The sequence below is a fragment of the Streptomyces sp. NBC_00659 genome (assembly GCF_036226925.1).
Taxonomy (GTDB): Bacteria; Actinomycetota; Actinomycetes; order Streptomycetales; family Streptomycetaceae; genus Streptomyces.
This window is the reverse complement of record NZ_CP109031.1, coordinates 775,789-793,151: the sequence shown is the minus strand read 5'-3', so window position 1 is coordinate 793,151 and position 17,363 is coordinate 775,789. Positions and strand designations below refer to the sequence as shown.

Sequence of the window (17,363 nt, the reverse complement as noted above, 5' to 3'; positions counted from 1 at the left end):
CGAACATGACAGGACTGACGGACGCGGACCGGACACCGCCCCCGCCCTGCTCGGGCCCCGCGGTGTGGACGGGCCCGGAGCTCGCCGACCCCGGGCAGTGGCGGACAACCCTGTCGGAGACCGGGCTCGCCGAGATCGACTCCGCGCTGCGCGAGACGCGCAGACGGGACCTCACCCTGCTGAGGCTGACAGCCGCCGACTTCCCGCTCCCCGGCCTCGGCGCCGACCTGGAGCGCCTCTCCGGTGTCCTCGGACACGGACGCGGGTTCGCGGTCGTCCGGGGCATCCCCGTCGAGCGGCTCGGTGAGACGGCCGCGAGCACCGTGTTCTGGGGGATCGGCCGGCACCTGGGGCACCCCGTACCGCAGAACGCCGACGGACTCGTCCTCGGCCGTGTCCGGGACACCGGACGCAGCCCGAGCGACCCGGCCGTACGTGACGACCGGACCCGGGAGGCCCTGGCCTTCCACACCGACCCCACCGATCTCCTCGCCCTGCTGACGCTGCGCACGCCCCGCACCGGCGGACACGTCTCCCTGGTCAGCGCGGCCGCGGTCCACAACGCGGTGCTGGACCTGCGCCCCGACCTCGCCGGGCGCCTGTACCGCACGTACCACTTCGACCGCCGCGAGGAGCACGCTCCCGGCGAACCGCCCTGCGCGGTGGCCCCGCTGGTCTCCCGCCACGACGGCCCCGCGGGCACGCTGAGCATGCGCTACGACCGGTCCTGTCTCGAATCCGCCCAGCGCTTCCCCCACGTGCCCCGCCTGGAACCGGCCGACCACGAGCTCTTCGATCTCATCGACTCCGTGGCCGGCTCCCCCGAGTACCGGCTCGACCTCGACCTCCGGGCCGGGGACCTGCTCGTGCTCAACACACACCGGGTGATGCACGCCCGAACGGCGATCGAGGATCCTCGATCGCCGGAACACGAACACCACCTGCTGCGCCTCTGGCTCGCCTTCCCGCAGGGACCAGGCAGCCGGGACACCCACCACTGGGTCACGCTTCGTGATGTGATCCGACCGCGCGGCACGGCCGCGCCCCGCGCGACGAACGCAAGGAGATACCCGGCATGACCAACCTCGTCACCCTTCTGGCCGCCACCGTCGCGGCCCACGGCGAGAACGTCGCCGTCCGCCACGACGACGACACGCTCACCTACGCCGAACTCGACGACGCCAGTGCGCGGGTGGCGGCGCTGCTGCGGGACCGTGGGCTGCTGCCGGGCGACCGTGTCGCGCTGACCATGCCCAACGTCCCGCTGTTCCCGGTCCTCTACTACGGCATCCTGCGGGCCGGCGGAGTCGTCGTCCCGATGAACCCGCTGCTCAAGGCCCGCGAGGTCGCTTTCACCCTGCGCGACTGCGGAGCGCGCGTCGCGCTGGTGTCCCCGCTGTTCGCCGACGAGGTGACCAAGGCCGCAGCGGAGACGGGCACCGACTGCCTGGTGACCGGTTCCGCGGACTTCGACACCCTGATGCGCGGCCACGAACCCCTGCGCGACACCCCGGACCGGGCGGACGACGATCCCGCCCTGATCCTCTACACCTCCGGCACCACCGGAACGCCCAAGGGTGCCGAACTGTCGCACCGGAACCTGGCGAGCAACACCCTCACCACGGCCGAGACCCTCCTCCAGGTCGGACCGGACGACGTGCTCTTCGGCGGCCTGCCCCTCTTCCACGCCTTCGGCCAGACCTGCGCGCTCAACGTGGCCGTCGCGACCGGAGCCACACTGACCCTGCTGCCCCGGTTCGACCCGGGAAGCGCCCTGGAGATCATCGCCCGGGACAAGGTCACCGTCTTCCTCGGCGTGCCGACGATGTACGCGGCGCTGCTGCACGCCGAACTCCCCGACGGCTTCGACGCCGGACTGGTGCGCCTGGCCGTCTCGGGCGGGGCCGCGCTTCCGGTCGAGGTCCTGCACGGATTCGAGCGGCGCTTCGGTGCGGCCGTGCTGGAGGGGTACGGGCTGTCCGAGACCTCGCCCGTGGCCGCGTTCAACCACCCGGACCGTCCGCGCAAGGCGGGCTCGATCGGTATGCCCATCCGCGGGGTCGAGATGCGGCTCGTCGCCGAGGGCGGCGGCGCGGTCGCGCCCGGAGAGGTGGGCGAGATCGCCATCCGCGGCGAGAACGTCATGACCGGGTACTGGAACCGGCCGGACGCCACCGCGGAGGCGGTCCGCGACGGCTGGTTCCACAGCGGTGATCTGGCCCGCGTCGACGAGGACGGCTTCTACTTCATCGTCGACCGCAAGAAAGACATGATCATCCGCGGCGGATACAACGTCTACCCGCGCGAGATCGAGGAAGTGCTGTACGAGCACCCCGCCGTCGCCGAGGCCGCCGTCGTGGGGATGCCGCACCCCCTGCACGGTGAGGAGATCGCGGCCGTGGTCACGCTCCGGCCCGGCGCCCAGGCCACGGCCGAGGAGATCCGCGCGCACGCCAAGGAGCGGGTCGCCGCGTACAAGTACCCCAGGGTCGTCACGATCGCGGCCGAACTGCCCAAGGGGCCCACGGGCAAGATCCTCAAGCGGGAGATCGTGGTCAGCGGCCCGTGAACCGGTGACGACGAAGGATCAGGTGACGGGGGCGGCCGCCTTGCCGCCGTCACCGGTCCCTCGGTCGCGGCCCGGCGAGGATCAGGCTCTCGACACGCTCGTACACCCCGCGTTCCCGGTCCGCTGCCCGGCGCCCGGACAGCATGCTGCCGAGCCAGCCGAACGCGAAGCCCAGCGGGATGGACACCAGCCCCGTGGTGGTGAACGGGAACCAGTTGAAGTCGGCGGCGGGAAAGGCGGAGGTCGGGGAGCCGGACACCAGGCTGGTGCCCGGCATCAGGACCAGGACGGCGAGCGTGCCGCCGATGAGCGTGCTCAGCAGACCGGCGCGGGTGTAGCGGCGCCAGAAGAGGCTGTAGACCAGGGCCGGGGCGATCGCCGAGGCGCCCACGCAGAAGGACATCGTGGCCAGCGGCTGGAGACTTCGGTTCTGGACGAGGACGGCGAGGGCGATCACGGGCGCGCCGACCACCAGGGCCGAGCCGCGGGCGAAAGCCGTCTCCCGCTGGGACGACATGGCGGTGCCGCGGTCCGCGAAGACGTCGTGGGCCAGCGAGTTGGCGCAGGCAAGGGTCATGCCGGCGACCGAGGCGAGCAGGGTGAGGAAGATCGCCGTGGTCACCGTGGTGAACAAGAGGGTCTCCGCCCGGGACACCACGGGGCCGAACGCGGCACGAGAGCCCAGCAGATAGGCGGTGTGCCCGCGCGGGTCGGCTGCGGTGACGCCGGCCCGGCCGATCAAGGCCATCGCCCCGATGGCGACAACGCCCGCCATCAGCATGAACAACGCCACCGACGACACCGCCCAGGACATCGAACGCCGCACCTGGCGGGCGCTGTTCGCGGTGAACATACGCATGGTCACATGCGGGAGGCAGGCACCGCCCAGCACGATGGCGAACTGCGTACTGATCATGTCGAGCCGGGGATGCGGGCCACCGGCGAACTGGAGTCCGCCGTGCAGGAACGCGTCCGGTGAGCCGCTGCGCCGCGCGGCCGCGGTGAACAACGCCCCGGGGTTCCAGTGGAATTGACGGAGGATCAGCAGAGAGACGACGATTCCGGAGCCGAGGAGCACGACCATCTTCAGGAGCTGGATCAACGCGGTGCCCCGCATGCCGCCGATGGCGGCGTAGGTGATCATCAGGGTTCCGACTCCCACGATGCAGCCCGTCTTCATGGAGCTGTCCGTGAAGCCGAGGATGTACGCCAGGAGCTGCCCCGTGCTGGCGAGTTGGACGAGCATCATCGGCACGAGAGCGGCGATCGTGACACCGCACCCCGTGATCCGCACGGTGCGGCCCGGCATCCTGCGCGCCAGTACGTCGCCCATGGTGAACTTCCCCGTGTTCCGCAGGGGTTCGGCCAGCAGGAACATCAGCACCAGCAGGGAGAGCAGCGTGCTGAGAGCGAGGACGACGCCGTCGAAACCGCACAGGGCGATGACACCGCCGATGGTCAGCACGGTCGCGGCGGAGATGTAGTCGCCGGCGATGGCGAGTCCGTTGCGCAGCGGGGAGAGCGAGCGGTAGCCGGTGTAGAACTCGGCGAGATCGTCGCTGTCGGGGCCGGTCAGAACGCACAGCAGCAGGGTGACCGTGACGGCGATGGAGAAGGCGACGAGGGACCAGGACTGCGTGGAGCCGGCGAAGTCGCTCACCGCTTCTGCTCCTGCTGGGCTTCGGCCCACGGAACGCTCCGGTTCACCCGGCGCGCGAGGGGATCCACATAGCGGCGGGCGGTGCGTTCGTAGACGAGCACGGCGAGCCAGGTGGCGGGGATCTGGGAGAGGGCGATGACCAGGCCGGCCGAGAGACCACCGGTGACGGGACGGTTCATCAGGCCGGGGCAGCCGGCGGTCAGGCCGAGGAAGAGAGTGAAGCAGCCGAGCACCGCGAAGGTGGTCACGCGCCGCTGACGGCGGTAGGCGCGCCGCAGGATGCGCAGATCGCGGTGGTGCCCGGTCCAGGCGCGGGGTGATGCCCCGCCGCGTAAGGGTTCCGCCGCGGCCGCGTCCGGGACGTGCTGGGCGAACGAGTTCTGGTGTCCCCGCGGCGGTCGTGCGGGCCGTGGGGCGGAGCTGTCGTACGACATGCCGGTCTCCAGGTGGGGTGCGGGCCCGGCGTGCATGGACCGCGGGACGGTGGGGGAACGGCTCGGGTCCTCGCACGCTATGCGGCCCGTCGGCCCGTGCGAAGGGCTTTCCTTCAACTACCTGGTCGGAACGTGTCCACGCCGCTGACCTCGTCTGTTGTCGGAGAAACCGCTGTTGCTCCCGGGCTCGGAGTGAGGAGTGTGGTGGGGGTGGTGCGGACGTCCGGCGTGCGCGGATCCGGTGCCGGACCCACCGTGGGGCGGGACGCCGAGGGCGTACGCGTCGGTCGAGGAGGCGGTCCGGAAGGTGGTCGGAGCGGCGGTCCGGGAGGCGGTCCGACGGAGGTCGGGGCGGGGGCTCGGCGCGGTGGCCCCGGCGCGGGCGCCGCGGGCGGAGGACGGTCCGTACGGGCTCAGGGGGAGCCGCTCAGTTCGTTCAGCGGGGTTCCGTGCGCCCAGCGCCGTAGGCACGGGCCGTCGATCAGACGGACTCCGCCCTGGCGTCGCGCCCATTGAACGTCACGCCGGGTGAAGGCCCCGCGGTGCACCACGAGACGGAGCGGGGGGCCGGGGCCGCCGGTACGCCCCGAACGCGAGGGCGTGTCCTCGTCGGGCAGCGGCTCGGCCACGGGCCGGAAGGCGACCTCCAGACGGTGCCCCCGGCCGTCCCGCGCGCGGACCCGGACGCGGGCCTCGCTCCTGCGCTGCGGGAGCACCCGCCATCCGTCCCGGCGCAGCATCCGGGAGACGGCCAGGGCCAGACCCTGGGTGTCCAGCTCCGCGAGTTCCTCGGGTGTGTAGAAACCGAGGCGGCGGCGGGCCAGTGGCCGGTGCCGGCGTATCACGGTGGGGGTGACGACGGCCAGGACGGCCAGAACGCCGATCGGTACGCCGATACCGGCGACCCGGTAACCGACGGCGACGCCGGCGACGACCGCGCACAGGATGACGACGACCGCCGCGAGGGCGGGCAGCACCTCACGAAGTGCGGGCCCGTAGGCCCCTTCCGCACGCAGCCGGCGGACGGCTCGGCGCCGCTGCGCGCGTGCTGACAGGCGTTTTCCCGGTGTCCGCCCCCTCGAACTCACTCGGGCCAGCTCCCCCCAACCCTCGCGCGCTTCGGCGTGTCCGGGGAGGGCTACCCCTCGCGGGCGGGCCGGTCCCCTGGAGTACGGGATCCGGCCACGAATCCGGCTGAACTCTTTCGAGGCGCCGCGACGAGTGGGGCACGATCGGCTCAGCGGACCGCGGAGTCCGGTGGGGCGGGTGGCCCGGGGGCGCCGGGTGAATAACCCGTCGCCCCCGTCGGCATGTGTCCGCGGGAAGGACCCGGGACCGGCTGCCGGACCGCTCAGACGGTGCCGCAGTCGGAGACGACGATCTTCTTGGAGGTGGAGCCGTTGCCGCTGCCGAGCTTCTCGATCGCTTCCACGACGTCCATGCCCTTGACGACCTCGCCGAAGACGACGTGCTTGCCGTCCAGCCAGCCGGTGACGACGGTCGTGATGAAGAACTGCGAGCCGTTGGTGTTCGGGCCCGCGTTGGCCATCGACAGCAGACCCGGCTTGGTGTGCTTCAGCTGGAAGTTCTCGTCCGCGAACTTCTCGCCGTAGATGCTCTTGCCGCCCGTGCCGTTCTGCCGCGTGAAGTCGCCGCCCTGGAGCATGAAGTCAGGGATGACGCGATGGAACGGCGAGCCCTTGTAACCGAAACCGTGCGCGCCGGTGGCGAGCTCACGGAAGTTCTTCGCGGTCTTCGGGACGACGTCGTCGTAGAGCTTGAACTCGATGCGGCCCAGCGGCTCGTCGTTTGCAGTGACGTCGAAGTAGACGTTCTCGTTCATTGCTCTGCTCCTCATGGATGCGAATGTTCGCCCCCGAGCATAGAGAAGCTGAGAGGGTGGGTGCGTGACCGGGGGTGATCATTCGGCGTGTGGGCCGGGGCGGTGGAGTGGTGAGCCGCGGGTGAAACGCGTCTCGATATCACCGGGACACCGCTGTCTCCGGCGCGTGGTGTCCGCCCGCGCCCACTGGTGCGACTTGAGCTGCGTCAACCGGCCCGGAACTTCACCGGCAGCCACCGCTCCGGCGGGCCGGAGAGCGGTCGGATGCGTGCCGGCAGCCGGCCCGTGTCCTATGGATCGAGTGACCCGGCACGCTATCGGGAGGCGGGGGGAGGAGCCTGCCTTCGAGACTGATGTGCCGTGTGCGCCGAGCGAGTTCCGCGTACGCCCTGGTGCCCGAATTTTCGACAGGAGCAGTCGGTAAGCGGTTCTCCTGCACTCATCTCCGGTCACTGGATGTCAGCCTCGGAGAGGCTCCGCTGGTGGCCCGAAGGGAGCAGCCGCCAGGCACCCGGAGCGCTGTCCCGTCTCCAGGAGGCGGCCGCCCGATCGAGGGCCGTCGCTAGGAGGGCGCTTTCATCTCCTGCTGAGCGGCCTTCAGGTCGGCGAGCAGCTCGGCCTGCCCGGTCAGCACCCCGGACAGGATGGTCCGCGCGACCCTGAGCAGCTCCGTCACGTGCGGGCTGGTCAGGGAGTAGTACACCGTCGAGCCCTCCTTGCGCGTCACCACCAGGTTCGCCCGGCGCAGCACAGCAAGCTGCTGGGACAGGTGGGCGGCTTCGATGCCCACCTCGGGCAGCATCTCCGCGACGGCGTGTTCACGCTCGCTGAGCAGTTCCAGGACGCGGATGCGGGCCGGGTGCCCAAGGGTTTTGAAGAACTCGGCCTTCAGCTGGTACAGCGGCGTGCTCATCGTGCTGTCGCCTCCCCGGAACAGGTGTCCGGCCGGGCCGGCCAGTCCTTGGTGCATCGCGTCCACCTACTCGTCAACAACATGGCGCCCATCTTCGCCCGCGGAGTCGGCCGATCCGAATCCGTGTGCGAGGATCCGTCCACTCGTTCAAGCAGTGAAGGCCTCATGACTTGCCAAGATGAGAAATTCTATATCTCGTGAGGGATGCTTGGGCGAGGGCAACCCCACTGCGCGGCTTCGGCGCCGTCCGGCTCAAGCATGCCGCGTGCCGCCCCGGTACGGTCTCCCGCCGCTGTCGGCCCGGACGGGCAGTGTTCGCCATGCGGCGTGGCCCGCATGACCAAGCTGTTCTTCGGCGGCCGGACTCAGGGCCCTGCTGCGGACGCGAGCCGCGACCGACGTAGGTTCGGCACGGCCGAGCGGATGAGCAGCCGGTCTTCTCCAGCCCTCTTGAGGTTGCGCAGCCCCTGCCGGTTGAGACTGTGGATGTCCTGCGACGGCCTTCCGGCGGACGGGAGGCTCGACTCCTGGTCCGGCTCGGGTCACAGGGGCAGGGTGATCCAGATGCTTTTGCCGTTTCCGTCGGCGTCACCGCGGACGACGGCGCTGCCGCCCAGGCCGAGCGTGAGTTCCATGACGGTGCTCAGACCACCGGCCCCCGCGCCGATCGCGGCCCCGTACAGCGCCGGCTGGTGGGGGTGGCGGTCGTGGACGGCAAAAGCCAGGCAGTCGGAGCCGGCCGCGTAGATGACGGTGAGCTGGGGGGAGAGTGTCACAGTGTGCCGGACACTGTTGGTGACCAGTTCGCCGAGGATCAACAGCGCCGGGTCGACGGTGGGGTGGCGCAGGCTGATCCCCCATTCGGTCAGGGCCTGTTCGGCGGTCCGGCGGGAAAGCCGGACAGCGGACGGCTCGGTGGGCAGGGTGAGAATGTGCCGGTACGGCAGAGTTTCGAACAGCCTGGACATCAGCTCTCCGTCCCGCGGGCCAGCCGGAGGCCGGATACCGTCAGGGGGCAGATGCAGACGATCGCAGCATGCGGGCCGTGGCTCCGGTTCACGAGCGCACGGCGGTACTGGACGGCCTCGTTCGGGTCGGTAGTCGCCTCGGCGGGCACAGTGAGCGTCACCGTCCAGCCGGTACCGGGCGCTGCCCGGACCTTGTCGACGTCGTCCGTCACGGACAAACGAACCGCAGCAGCCCCCGGCAGTGGCCACAGTGCCTCCGCGCCGACGACTTCGACCATGCGCAGAGTGGCGGGAGTGACGCTCATCGGGGTGTCTCCTCTCTCTTCTCTGTGACGTTCTTCTCTGTGACGTTGCGGGCGGACTTCCGGGCAGCGAGGAGGATCCCGGCCCTCTCCAGGTGATCCCTGGCCCCGTGGATCGCTTCGGGGGTAGTGGTGTATTCGCGGCCCTCCAGCCGCAAGAGGTCCAACACGCCGACGGAGTCGAGGACTCGGCGTTGCCCCGGCCTGATTCCGGAGGTCAGGACGACGATTCCGCGCCGGTTCAGCTTCTGGACCGCGTCCTTGAGCACCAGCGCCCCGGTCACGTCCATCGTCGACACCCGCGACATGCGAAGGATCACCACTCGTACGTCGGCCACCTCGGCCATCTCCAGCAGGAAGCGGTGCGCGGCGGCGAAGAACAAGGGCCCGTCGACGCGGTAGGCGATGATGTGTTCGGCGAGCAGGGCGTGTTCCTCGGCGGTGTGGTCGCCGCGGTCGAGAGGCACCTGGTCGAAGCGGGCCTGCTGGGCAACGGCGCGCAACGCGAGGGCGCCCGCGACGACCAGGCCGATGATGACGGCGTACACGAGATCGAGGGCCAGCGTCGCGACGGCGGTCAGGACGAGGATCAGTGCGTCCGAGCGGGTGGCCTTCAGCATCGCCCGCAGCGAACCGACCTCGACCATGCGGATCGCGGTGGCCAGCAGGACACCGGCGAGGGCCGCCAGCGGGATCTTCGAGACGAGGGGCGCGGCCGCGAAGACGATCACCGCGAGAATCGCGGCGTGAGTGAGGGCGGCGAGCCGGGAACTCGCACCGGTGCGCACGTTGACCGCGGTGCGCGCGATCGCCCCGGTCGCCGGCACGCCGCCGAACAGCGGGGCGGCGATGTTGGCAAGGCCCTGGCCGAACAGCTCCCGATCCGGGTCGTGCTGCTGGCCCACGGTCATGCCGTCGGCGACCGAGGCCGACAACAGCGACTCCAGCGCGGCCAGCGCCGTGACCGCCACCGCGGGGGCCAGCAAGGAACCCAGCGAGCCCGGGTCGAGGAAGGACAGCGAGGGCGCGGGCAGCCCCGAGGGCAGTTCACCGATCGGTTTCGCCCCGGTCAGTCCGACAGCCTGTGCCACGACCGTGGCGGCGATCACCGCGACGATGGAGAACGGCACGGTCGGACGCCACCGGGCTCCCACGAGCATGACCACAGCCACCGCGACGGCGACGGCGACGGCCGTCCAGTTGGGGTGCCGCACGAACTCCTCGACGGCCCGCCAGGTCACCACCAGTACCCGGTCGCCCTCCGGTTCGGGCACACCGAGCACGCCCGGAATCTGCTGCAGTCCGATCACGCACGCGATGCCCAGCGTGAAGCCCTCGACGACCGGCGCGGGCACGTACTGCATGTACCGCCCGGCCTTCAGCACGGCGAGGCCGACGAGCATCACCCCGGCCATCACGCCGACCGTGAGGACGCCTGCCGGACCGTACCGGCCCACGATCGGGACCAGGACCACTGTCATGGCGCCCGTCGGTCCCGACACCTGCAGATTCGATCCGCCGAACAACGCGGCGAGGGCGCCCGCGACGACGGCGGTGGCCAGGCCCGCTTCGGCGCCGAGCCCGGAGGAGACGCCGAAGCCGAGGGCAAGCGGCAGCGCGACGATCGCCACCGTCAGCCCGGCGAGCAGGTCCCTGCGAGGGTTGCGTCCCATCTCCGCCAGGTCACCGCGGGCGGGCAGCAGCGAGGCGATCCGCGCCCGGACCCGGCTGATCCCGGAGGTCATCGCGCGGCGACCTCGGTCTCCAGCAGCTCAGCCAGCAGTTCGTTGCACCCGGACAGCATCTGGGTCAGGATCCGGCGCGCGGCCGTCAGCAGGTCCGCCACGTCCCCACCGGCCAGCGCGTAGACGACCGTCGAGCCGTCCCGCGTGGCGGTGACGATCCCGGGCCGGCGCAGCACCGCCAGCTGCTGCGACAGGCTGGACGGCTCCACCTCGATCTCCCCGAGCAGTTCCCGCACCGGCCGCGGGCCGTCCTGGAGCAGCTCCAGCACCCGTATCCGTACGGGATGCCCGAGCATCCGGAAGAGCTCGGCCTTGGCCTGGTACAGCGGAACGGACACGACCCCTCGCCTTCCCCGGATGGCGCCCCACCCGGGGCAGACACAAAGGGCTGTGCCCGCGGCTACCTGCAAACACAACAAACTCAGCATCTAACCAATTGCTAAATTTTGCAATTCTGCATGCCACTGCTGCCCCGGTCATCCGCGAGTCAGGGATCAGGCCTTCTTGACCACGCTGGACTTGAGCTGCATCGCCCCGAAACCGTCGACCTTGCAGTCGATGTCATGGCCGTCGACGCCGTCGACCAACCGGATGCCGCGCACCTTGGTGCCGGCCTTGATCCCCGAAGGGCTTCCCTTGACCTTGAGCGCCTTGACGACAACCACGCTGTCCCCGTCCTGCAGCACATTGCCGACAGCGTCCTTGACGACCCGCTCCCCGGTGGTGGCCTCACCCTCGGCACCGCTTTCGGCGGGAACCCATTCGTGGCCGCACTCCGGGCACACCACCAGGGCGTTCATCTCGTAGGTGTACTCACACGAGCACGTGGGACAGGGAGGAAGATTTTCGATCATTCCGTCAGGGTATCCGGCCCTGGCTCTCAGGCGGCCCGTAGCTCCCGCCTGCTGATTCCGGCCACATCGACGGAACCGAGTGGCCGGCCCCTGACGCGCTACGAGCCAGGGGCTGAACGGAGTGTCCTCCGGTGACCGACGTGATCCACCCTCGGCCACCCCGCGTGACCGGCGGGCCCGGCTATTCCACCTTCGCCCAGTCGAGCGTCCGCTCCACCGCCCTCTTCCAGTCCGCGTACCCCTGTTGGCGCCGGTCCTCCGACCATTGGGGCTCCCAGCGCCTGGACTCCTGCCAGTGGGTGCGCAGTTCGTCGGTGTCCCGCCAGAAGCCGGTGGCCAGACCGGCCGCGTACGAGGCGCCGAGCGCGGTGGTCTCGGCGACGACGGGACGGCTCACGGGGACGCCGAGGACGTCGGCCTGGATCTGCATGCACAGGTCGTTGGCGGTCACACCGCCGTCGACCTTGAGCACGTCGAGATGGACTCCGGAATCCTGCTCCATCGCCTCGACGACATCGCGGCTCTGGTAACAGATGGCCTCCAGCGTCGCACGGGCCAGGTGGGCGTTGCTGTTGTACCGGGCGAGTCCGACGATCGCGCCGCGGGCGTCGGAACGCCAGTACGGGGCGAACAGGCCGGAGAACGCCGGGACGAAGTACATCCCGCCGTTGTCCTCCACCGTGCGGGCCAGCGTCTCGCTCCCGGCCGCGTCCGTGATGATCTTCATCTGGTCGCGCAGCCACTGCACCGCGGATCCGGTGACCGCGATGGAACCCTCCAGTGCGTAGACGGCGGGCTCGCCGCCGAACCGGTAGGCGACGGTGGTCAGCAGGCCGTGCTGTGAACGGACCAGTTCCGTACCGGTGTTGAGGACCAGGAAGTTGCCGGTGCCGTACGTGTTCTTGGCCTCGCCGGGCGAGTAGCAGACCTGCCCGACGGTGGCCGCCTGCTGGTCGCCGAGCACCCCGGTGATGGGGACGGCGGCGCGCAGTGGCCTGGAGGTGCGTGCCGTGCCGTACGCCTCGCGGTCGGACGAGGGGTTGATGCTGGGCAGCATGGCCCTCGGTACCCCGAAGAAGCCCAGCAGTTCGTCGTCCCAGTCGAGGGTCTCGAGGTCCATGAGCATGGTGCGGCTGGCGTTGGTCACGTCGGTGGCGTGGATACCGCCGTCGGGACCGCCGGTCAGGTTCCACAGGACCCAGGCGTCGGTGTTGCCGAACAGGGCGTGTCCCTGCTCCGCCGCTTCCCGGACCCCGTCGACGTTCTCCAGGATCCACTGGATCTTGCCGCCGGAGAAGTAGGTCGCCGGCGGCAGCCCCGCCTTGCGGCGGATGACGTCGCCCTGGCCGGAACGTTCCAGTGCCGCGGCGATGGAATCCGTCCGGGTGTCCTGCCAGACGATGGCGTTGTAGTAGGGACGGCCGTTGCGCGGGTCCCACACCACGGTGGTCTCCCGCTGGTTGGTGATGCCGATCGCCGCCAGGTCCTCCGCGGTCAGGTTCTTGTGCCGCAGGGCGTTCTGGATCACCGAGTTGGTGCGTTCCCAGATCTCCACCGGGTCGTGCTCGACCCACCCGGAGCGCGGAAGGATCTGGGCGTGTTCCAGTTGGTGCTTCGCCACCTCGTTGCCCGCGTGGTCGAAGATCATGAATCGGGTGCTGGTGGTCCCCTGGTCCACCGCGCCCACGAAGTCAGCCATGGGTTGCCGCCTCTGCCGGGTGTGTCAGCCCTTGGGAACCGGGATGCGTCCCGGTGGTTCGGGCTCCGCCGTCGGCAGGAACCTGCCGATGAAGAGCTTGTAGATGCCGGCGCCGAGCACACCACCGATCAGTGGACCGATGATCGGCACCCAGAAGTAGAAGTTGCCGTACTGATCTCGCCAGGCACCTCCGTAGCCCGTGAGGAAGCTGGCCAGGCGCGGACCGAAGTCACGGGCCGGGTTGATCGCGTAGCCCGCGAGGGTTCCCCACGCCATGCCGATGCCCACGACGAGCAGACCGATGACGAACGGGCCCAGGTTCGCGCCGGGCGGGGTGTTGAGCAGGTCCGTGACCGCGAAGATCACCAGGAGCAGGATGGCGGTTCCGATGATCTGGTCGCGGAACGCGCCCCATTCGTGGACCGGCAGGTTCGGGTTGCCGTTGGCGGGCAGTGTGGAGAACACGCCCTGGGTCTTGATGGTGTGGCCGGGGTCGGCCTTGGCCAGGGCTTCCGTGTAGTTCCAGCGCACGATCAGCGCGGCCACGAAGGCGCCGATGGTCTGCGCCACCACGTAGGGCGCCACCTTGCGCCACGGAAAGCCCTTGAACGTGGCGAGGGCGACGGTCACCGCGGGGTTGAGATGGGCGCCGCTCAGGCGTGCCGCGACGTAGACGCCCATGGTGACGCCGATGCCCCAGGCCCACGCGATGCTGTCGTGGTTCCCCAGACCGCCCGGCGGCGTCGTGAGCGCGCCGCCGGCGACCACTTGGGCCACCACGCCGCACCCGAACAGGATGAGAATCATGGTGCCGAGGAACTCACCGGACAACTCGCCGATCAGCCCCGACCTTTTCAACCGATCAGTCATGGAAGCCCGCTTCCCGCCGGTCAGGAACCGGCTGTTGACCGCCGCCCGAGCCCCCTCACCACAGCATAGGGTGATCAAGAGCTAATCGCATCAAAAGTTAACTATCCTGTTTTGCCGCGTCATATCAGGTGACTGATGGATGTGATGCGGTCTGGGGTGACGGGTGCCCGCGGTGGCCGGTGCGGATCCGGGGGCACGTCAGGCGGGCACCGTGACGATGCCGAGCGGATCGCTCGTCGGCTGCCGCGATCCGCCCGCCGGTTCGGCCGTGATGCCCACGGCGCCGACGTCGTCCAGGGAGCCGTGGAGCAGTTGGGCGTGCCCGCCGCCGGAGCCGGGGAGCAGGCCCGCCGGGCGGAGGCCGCCGGACTTCGCGGCGTACCAGAGTTCGTAGACCTGATCGTTCCCGAGGCGGGGCAGGTCCGAGGCGATGAAGGCCGCCCGGCCCTGGGAACGGGAGGCGACGACGCCGATGTCGGCCCCGTTGCTCAGTTTCTGAGTACTGATCGTGGCGTCCCGGGCCGTCAGGAGGCCGGTGAGGACGGAGGCCTGTGCCTTCCGCACGGCGACTTCGCCGCGTGCCCCGTCCGCCTCGGTGTGCTGCCAGACGGCGACCCCGCCGAGCGCGGCCGCGAGAGCCAGGCACGCGGCCAGGGCCGCCCGCAGCGCCCGCCGGCGAACCGGAACGGCGCGCGGGAGGCGCTCCTGGCGGGTGCGGGCGATCCGTTCGAGGACGTCCCGGCGCAGTTCGGGGGACGGGGTCGCGTCCTGGGCCGAGGCCAGTCGCAGCGTGACCTCGGACAGTTCCGCCACTTCCTCCCGGCACGCGGCGCACCCGGCGAGATGGTTCTCGAAGGAGGCTTCCTCCGCCGCCGGCAGGGCGTGCAGGACGTACGCGCCGACGAACTGGTGGGGATCTTCGGCGGCCGTCATCACCCTTCCTCCAGACATCTGCGGAGCAGGCGCAGCCCGGTGCGCATCCTGGACTTCACGGTGCCCGCCGGGGTGGCCAGACAGGCGGCCACCTCCAGGTAGGTCATGCCCTGGTAGTAGGCGAGCACCAGCGGTACGCGCTGATGCCGTTCCAGGTCGGCGAGACAGCGCTGTACGCGATCGTGCTCCTCGTGCCGCTCCACGGCCTCGGCCACCTCGTCGAAGGGACGGTCCTCCGCGAGCAGGGCGCTGCGCCGCTCCCGTGCCGTGCTGGCCTGGACGTGCCGGACCCGGTCGACGGCCCGCCGGTGCGCGAGGGTCAGGACCCATCCCCGGGCGGTACCGAGGTCCGGGCGATAGCGGTCGGCGGTCCGCCAGATCTCCACCATCACGTCCTGTGCCACCTCCTCGGCCTGTGCCTCGTCCCGCAGTACGCGGCAGATCAGGCCCTTGACCGGCCGGGCGAGGGTGTCGTACACGTCGGCGAACGCGTCCTGGTCGCCCTGTGCGGCGCGCTCGAGCCGGGCGTCCAGCCACGCGTCCGCCGATGGGTGCCGTCGCGAACCGTGTCCGTCCCGGCCGGTCTTGGCATCGCTCACAGAATCCGTCCGTTGCTTCCTTCTCGCCTGACCCGTCCGGCTCGACTCTCCGTCGTGGCGGTCTCCTTCGCAGCGCGAGGGGGCCGTTCGCCGACGGGCCGCGCGCTGGGCGTCGCGCAGGTGAGCCCGCGTCGGCCGCGCGGTCGGCAAGCGTGGCATCCGGCACGTACGCGGTCGGTGGCCGGCGCGGTCGGCGGGCGTCCCGCGGACGGGAGGGGTCTCGTCACCGTGTATTCGTGGCCACCCGGCCTGCGGATGGACCGGGACGCCGACATGTTTTCCGGCGCCGGGCCGATCACGGGCCGGTGCCGGTCACCGCCGGAGCAGCCCCGTTCGCCCGCTCCCGAAAACTCGTACCAAAAACTTACACAGGTCTATCCTCATACGTACCTTTTGTTGCTCCGAATGCCCTATGTCCCGCGCATCGAGGGCCTGGAAACGCACCGTCAGCTTCGGCGTGAACTTCCCGGACAGCGGCCCCCGTGGCGCACGTCCATCACATTGCGAGGGAGGTGAGTCCGATGACCACACGTATCAGCGCCCGGCGACTGCTCGCCGGTGCGGCCGCGACAGGCCTGCTGGCCGGAGGTGCCGCTCTGGGCATGTCCGGTACCGCCGCCGCGGCCCCGGCCCCGACGTCCACGGCTTCGGTGGCGACAGCCGACCACCACGGTCACCACGACCGCTGCGAGTGGAAGAAGGGCCACTGGGAGAAGAAGTGGGTGCCCGGACACTGGGTCAAGAAGTGGGTCCACCAGGACTCCTGGCACCACGGTCACCACAGCCACGGCTGGGCGAAGCAGTGGGTCTACGTGCCCGGTCACTGGGACCACGTGTGGGTCAAGGCCCACTGGGACTGCCACCACCACGGTCACTGAGCGCTCCGGCCGAGGCGTGAGGACCGGGTGCGGTGACCCCGCCCCGGTCCGTCCCTCGCGTCCGCCCGCGTCCGTCCCTGGGTCGGCCCCTCGGGGCTGCCCCGGTCCGTTCCTCGGGAAACGCGGTGGAACGGGGCCGATCCCGTTCGTTAGGCTCGTCGGATGACCACACGCACTTTCCGCATCACCGTTCGCGGTGTCTTCGACGGGCTCGGCGCCGACCAGCGTGCCGATCTTCTGGCGCACGCGGCGGAACACGACGTCCTTCGGGCGGCCTTCACGCCCGAGGGTCACCTCAGCTACGACGTGGCCGCCCGCCCGGCCTTCACCTTCCGCTTCCTGGACTCGGGGGAGGCGGAGGAGGACATCCTGGAGGCCGTCGAACGGGCCGAGGCCGCCGCGACGGCCTGGCTCACCGAGCGCGGCTACGGCTTCAAGCGGCTCAAGTCGCAGGCCGAGGATCTCTCCCAGGCGCCCCTCGGCAAACGGCAGCGGCGGGCCATCGCGCAGAACACCCCCTGATCCGCGTACGTCAAGGGCGGCTTGCGCTTCCCATATGCTTGAGTAGTCAAGGAGATGTCAATGAGTGAAGGGCTGGACGCCGCACTGCGTCTGGTGCGGGCGCAGGCCACCCTCGTGAAGCGGTTCGACGCGAGCCTCGGCGGACTGCACGGAGTGAGCCTGGCCGACTTCACGATGCTGCTGCGTCTGTCCGAGGCCCCAGGAGACCGCATGCGCCGGGTGGACCTGGCGGAGGCGCTGGGGCTGACCGCCTCCGGTGTCACCCGGGGACTCGTGCCGCTGGAGCGCATCGGCCTGGTCAGGCGGGACCCGGACGCCCGTGACGCGCGGGTTGCCTACGCGGCCCTCACGGAGACCGGCCGGGAACGCCTGGCGGAGATGCTCGTCACGGCGGAGCGGGTCGCCGAGGAGGTCTTCGCCGAGCCGGCGTGGACCGAGGAGGAGACGACGCGGCTCGCCGGTCTCCTCGGCCGCCTCGGCGGTACCGGGTTCACCCGCCGCGCGACCGGCGGCTCCTGAAGCCGCCGCCGGTCCCGGGCGGGACGCCCGCCCGGGACCGGCGCCCCTGCCGGGG

19 protein-coding genes are annotated in these 17,363 nt (G+C 70.5%); 5 read left to right on the top strand and 14 right to left on the bottom strand.

Going from position 1 to position 17,363, the window contains the following annotated elements; translation table 11 throughout:
* Window positions 1-5: 5 nt before the first annotated feature.
* A complete protein-coding gene (locus OG410_RS03270; protein WP_329297706.1) occupies window positions 6-1,079 on the top strand; it encodes a TauD/TfdA family dioxygenase in 1,074 nt (357 codons plus the stop codon).
* Entirely contained in the window at window positions 1,076-2,569 is a 1,494-nt protein-coding gene (locus OG410_RS03265; RefSeq protein WP_329297705.1) for a long-chain-fatty-acid--CoA ligase, read from the top strand. Before OG410_RS03270 ends, OG410_RS03265 begins: the two co-directional genes overlap by 4 nt.
* A gap of 49 nt (window positions 2,570-2,618) precedes the next feature.
* Here the strand turns inward: OG410_RS03265 and OG410_RS03260 are convergent, their stop codons facing one another.
* From OG410_RS03260 to sigK, 14 genes are all read right to left on the bottom strand, one after another.
* A complete protein-coding gene (locus OG410_RS03260) occupies window positions 2,619-4,229 on the bottom strand; it encodes a sodium/solute symporter (RefSeq protein ID WP_329297704.1) in 1,611 nt (536 codons plus the stop codon).
* Complete coding sequence (locus OG410_RS03255; RefSeq protein WP_329297703.1) at window positions 4,226-4,699, bottom strand: DUF485 domain-containing protein; 474 nt, start codon at window positions 4,697-4,699, stop codon at window positions 4,226-4,228. Before OG410_RS03255 ends, OG410_RS03260 begins: the two co-directional genes overlap by 4 nt.
* 377 nt (window positions 4,700-5,076) lie before the next feature.
* Window positions 5,077-5,640, bottom strand: a complete 564-nt coding sequence (locus OG410_RS03250; RefSeq protein WP_329297702.1) for a hypothetical protein — start codon at window positions 5,638-5,640, stop codon at window positions 5,077-5,079.
* A 374-nt stretch (window positions 5,641-6,014) separates the two neighbouring features.
* On the bottom strand, window positions 6,015-6,506 hold the full coding sequence (locus OG410_RS03245; protein WP_329297701.1) for a peptidylprolyl isomerase: 492 nt from the start codon (window positions 6,504-6,506) through the stop codon (window positions 6,015-6,017).
* Window positions 6,507-7,068: 562 nt separating this feature from the next.
* On the bottom strand, window positions 7,069-7,419 hold the full coding sequence (locus OG410_RS03240; RefSeq protein WP_329297700.1) for an ArsR/SmtB family transcription factor: 351 nt from the start codon (window positions 7,417-7,419) through the stop codon (window positions 7,069-7,071).
* Window positions 7,420-7,961: 542 nt separating this feature from the next.
* Window positions 7,962-8,387 (bottom strand): ATP-binding protein, encoded by a 426-nt coding sequence (locus OG410_RS03235; protein WP_329297699.1) that lies wholly within the window; start codon window positions 8,385-8,387, stop codon window positions 7,962-7,964.
* A complete protein-coding gene (locus tag OG410_RS03230; protein ID WP_329297698.1) occupies window positions 8,387-8,692 on the bottom strand; it encodes a pyridoxamine 5'-phosphate oxidase family protein in 306 nt (101 codons plus the stop codon). Before OG410_RS03230 ends, OG410_RS03235 begins: the two co-directional genes overlap by 1 nt.
* Entirely contained in the window at window positions 8,689-10,434 is a 1,746-nt protein-coding gene (locus OG410_RS03225; RefSeq protein WP_329297697.1) for a SulP family inorganic anion transporter, read from the bottom strand. Before OG410_RS03225 ends, OG410_RS03230 begins: the two co-directional genes overlap by 4 nt.
* A complete protein-coding gene (locus OG410_RS03220; RefSeq protein ID WP_329297696.1) occupies window positions 10,431-10,772 on the bottom strand; it encodes an ArsR/SmtB family transcription factor in 342 nt (113 codons plus the stop codon). Before OG410_RS03220 ends, OG410_RS03225 begins: the two co-directional genes overlap by 4 nt.
* Before the next feature lie 156 nt (window positions 10,773-10,928).
* Window positions 10,929-11,288: a zinc ribbon domain-containing protein YjdM gene (locus OG410_RS03215; RefSeq protein WP_329297695.1), complete on the bottom strand. Its 360-nt coding sequence runs from the start codon at window positions 11,286-11,288 to the stop codon at window positions 10,929-10,931.
* Window positions 11,289-11,469: 181 nt separating this feature from the next.
* Window positions 11,470-12,987 carry a glycerol kinase GlpK gene (glpK, locus tag OG410_RS03210; protein WP_329297694.1) on the bottom strand — a complete coding sequence of 506 codons (1,518 nt, stop codon included), beginning with the start codon at window positions 12,985-12,987 and terminating at the stop codon, window positions 11,470-11,472.
* 24 nt (window positions 12,988-13,011) lie between these two features.
* The gene (locus tag OG410_RS03205) at window positions 13,012-13,857 is read right to left on the bottom strand and encodes an MIP/aquaporin family protein (RefSeq protein ID WP_329297693.1); all 846 of its coding nucleotides are present in this window, start codon (window positions 13,855-13,857) and stop codon (window positions 13,012-13,014) included.
* Between the two features lie 198 nt (window positions 13,858-14,055).
* The gene (locus OG410_RS03200; protein WP_329297692.1) at window positions 14,056-14,790 is read right to left on the bottom strand and encodes an anti-sigma factor; all 735 of its coding nucleotides are present in this window, start codon (window positions 14,788-14,790) and stop codon (window positions 14,056-14,058) included.
* On the bottom strand, window positions 14,790-15,389 hold the full coding sequence (gene sigK, locus OG410_RS03195) for an ECF RNA polymerase sigma factor SigK (RefSeq protein ID WP_329297691.1): 600 nt from the start codon (window positions 15,387-15,389) through the stop codon (window positions 14,790-14,792). The genes OG410_RS03200 and sigK overlap by 1 nt, the downstream gene beginning before the upstream one ends.
* A gap of 521 nt (window positions 15,390-15,910) precedes the next feature.
* Here sigK and OG410_RS03190 point away from each other — a divergent pair.
* The 3 genes from OG410_RS03190 (at window position 15,911) to OG410_RS03180 (ending at window position 17,308) form a co-directional block, all read left to right on the top strand.
* On the top strand, window positions 15,911-16,267 hold the full coding sequence (locus OG410_RS03190) for a hypothetical protein (protein ID WP_329297690.1): 357 nt from the start codon (window positions 15,911-15,913) through the stop codon (window positions 16,265-16,267).
* Between the two features lie 162 nt (window positions 16,268-16,429).
* Window positions 16,430-16,789, top strand: coding sequence for a DUF6204 family protein (locus OG410_RS03185; protein ID WP_326789902.1), 360 nt, complete (start codon window positions 16,430-16,432; stop codon window positions 16,787-16,789).
* A gap of 60 nt (window positions 16,790-16,849) precedes the next feature.
* Window positions 16,850-17,308 carry a MarR family winged helix-turn-helix transcriptional regulator gene (locus OG410_RS03180; RefSeq protein ID WP_329297689.1) on the top strand — a complete coding sequence of 153 codons (459 nt, stop codon included), beginning with the start codon at window positions 16,850-16,852 and terminating at the stop codon, window positions 17,306-17,308.
* The last annotated feature ends 55 nt before the right edge of the window (window positions 17,309-17,363 follow it).

What these genes read in the sequence shown, in the direction of transcription:
- OG410_RS03245 (WP_329297701.1), bottom strand. Translation starts at nt 6,506, where the DNA reads ATGAACGAGAACGTCTACTTCGACGTCACTGCAAACGACGAGCCGCTG.
- OG410_RS03185 (WP_326789902.1), top strand. Translation starts at nt 16,430, where the DNA reads ATGACCACACGCACTTTCCGCATCACCGTTCGCGGTGTCTTCGACGGG.
- OG410_RS03240 (WP_329297700.1), bottom strand. Translation starts at nt 7,419, where the DNA reads ATGAGCACGCCGCTGTACCAGCTGAAGGCCGAGTTCTTCAAAACCCTT.
- OG410_RS03225 (WP_329297697.1), bottom strand. Translation starts at nt 10,434, where the DNA reads ATGACCTCCGGGATCAGCCGGGTCCGGGCGCGGATCGCCTCGCTGCTG.
- OG410_RS03230 (WP_329297698.1), bottom strand. Translation starts at nt 8,692, where the DNA reads ATGAGCGTCACTCCCGCCACTCTGCGCATGGTCGAAGTCGTCGGCGCG.
- glpK (WP_329297694.1), bottom strand. Translation starts at nt 12,987, where the DNA reads ATGGCTGACTTCGTGGGCGCGGTGGACCAGGGGACCACCAGCACCCGA.
- OG410_RS03255 (WP_329297703.1), bottom strand. Translation starts at nt 4,699, where the DNA reads ATGCACGCCGGGCCCGCACCCCACCTGGAGACCGGCATGTCGTACGAC.
- OG410_RS03190 (WP_329297690.1), top strand. Translation starts at nt 15,911, where the DNA reads ATGACCACACGTATCAGCGCCCGGCGACTGCTCGCCGGTGCGGCCGCG.
- OG410_RS03215 (WP_329297695.1), bottom strand. Translation starts at nt 11,288, where the DNA reads ATGATCGAAAATCTTCCTCCCTGTCCCACGTGCTCGTGTGAGTACACC.
- OG410_RS03270 (WP_329297706.1), top strand. Translation starts at nt 6, where the DNA reads ATGACAGGACTGACGGACGCGGACCGGACACCGCCCCCGCCCTGCTCG.
- OG410_RS03265 (WP_329297705.1), top strand. Translation starts at nt 1,076, where the DNA reads ATGACCAACCTCGTCACCCTTCTGGCCGCCACCGTCGCGGCCCACGGC.
- OG410_RS03235 (WP_329297699.1), bottom strand. Translation starts at nt 8,387, where the DNA reads ATGTCCAGGCTGTTCGAAACTCTGCCGTACCGGCACATTCTCACCCTG.
- OG410_RS03180 (WP_329297689.1), top strand. Translation starts at nt 16,850, where the DNA reads ATGAGTGAAGGGCTGGACGCCGCACTGCGTCTGGTGCGGGCGCAGGCC.
- OG410_RS03200 (WP_329297692.1), bottom strand. Translation starts at nt 14,790, where the DNA reads ATGACGGCCGCCGAAGATCCCCACCAGTTCGTCGGCGCGTACGTCCTG.
- OG410_RS03205 (WP_329297693.1), bottom strand. Translation starts at nt 13,857, where the DNA reads ATGACTGATCGGTTGAAAAGGTCGGGGCTGATCGGCGAGTTGTCCGGT.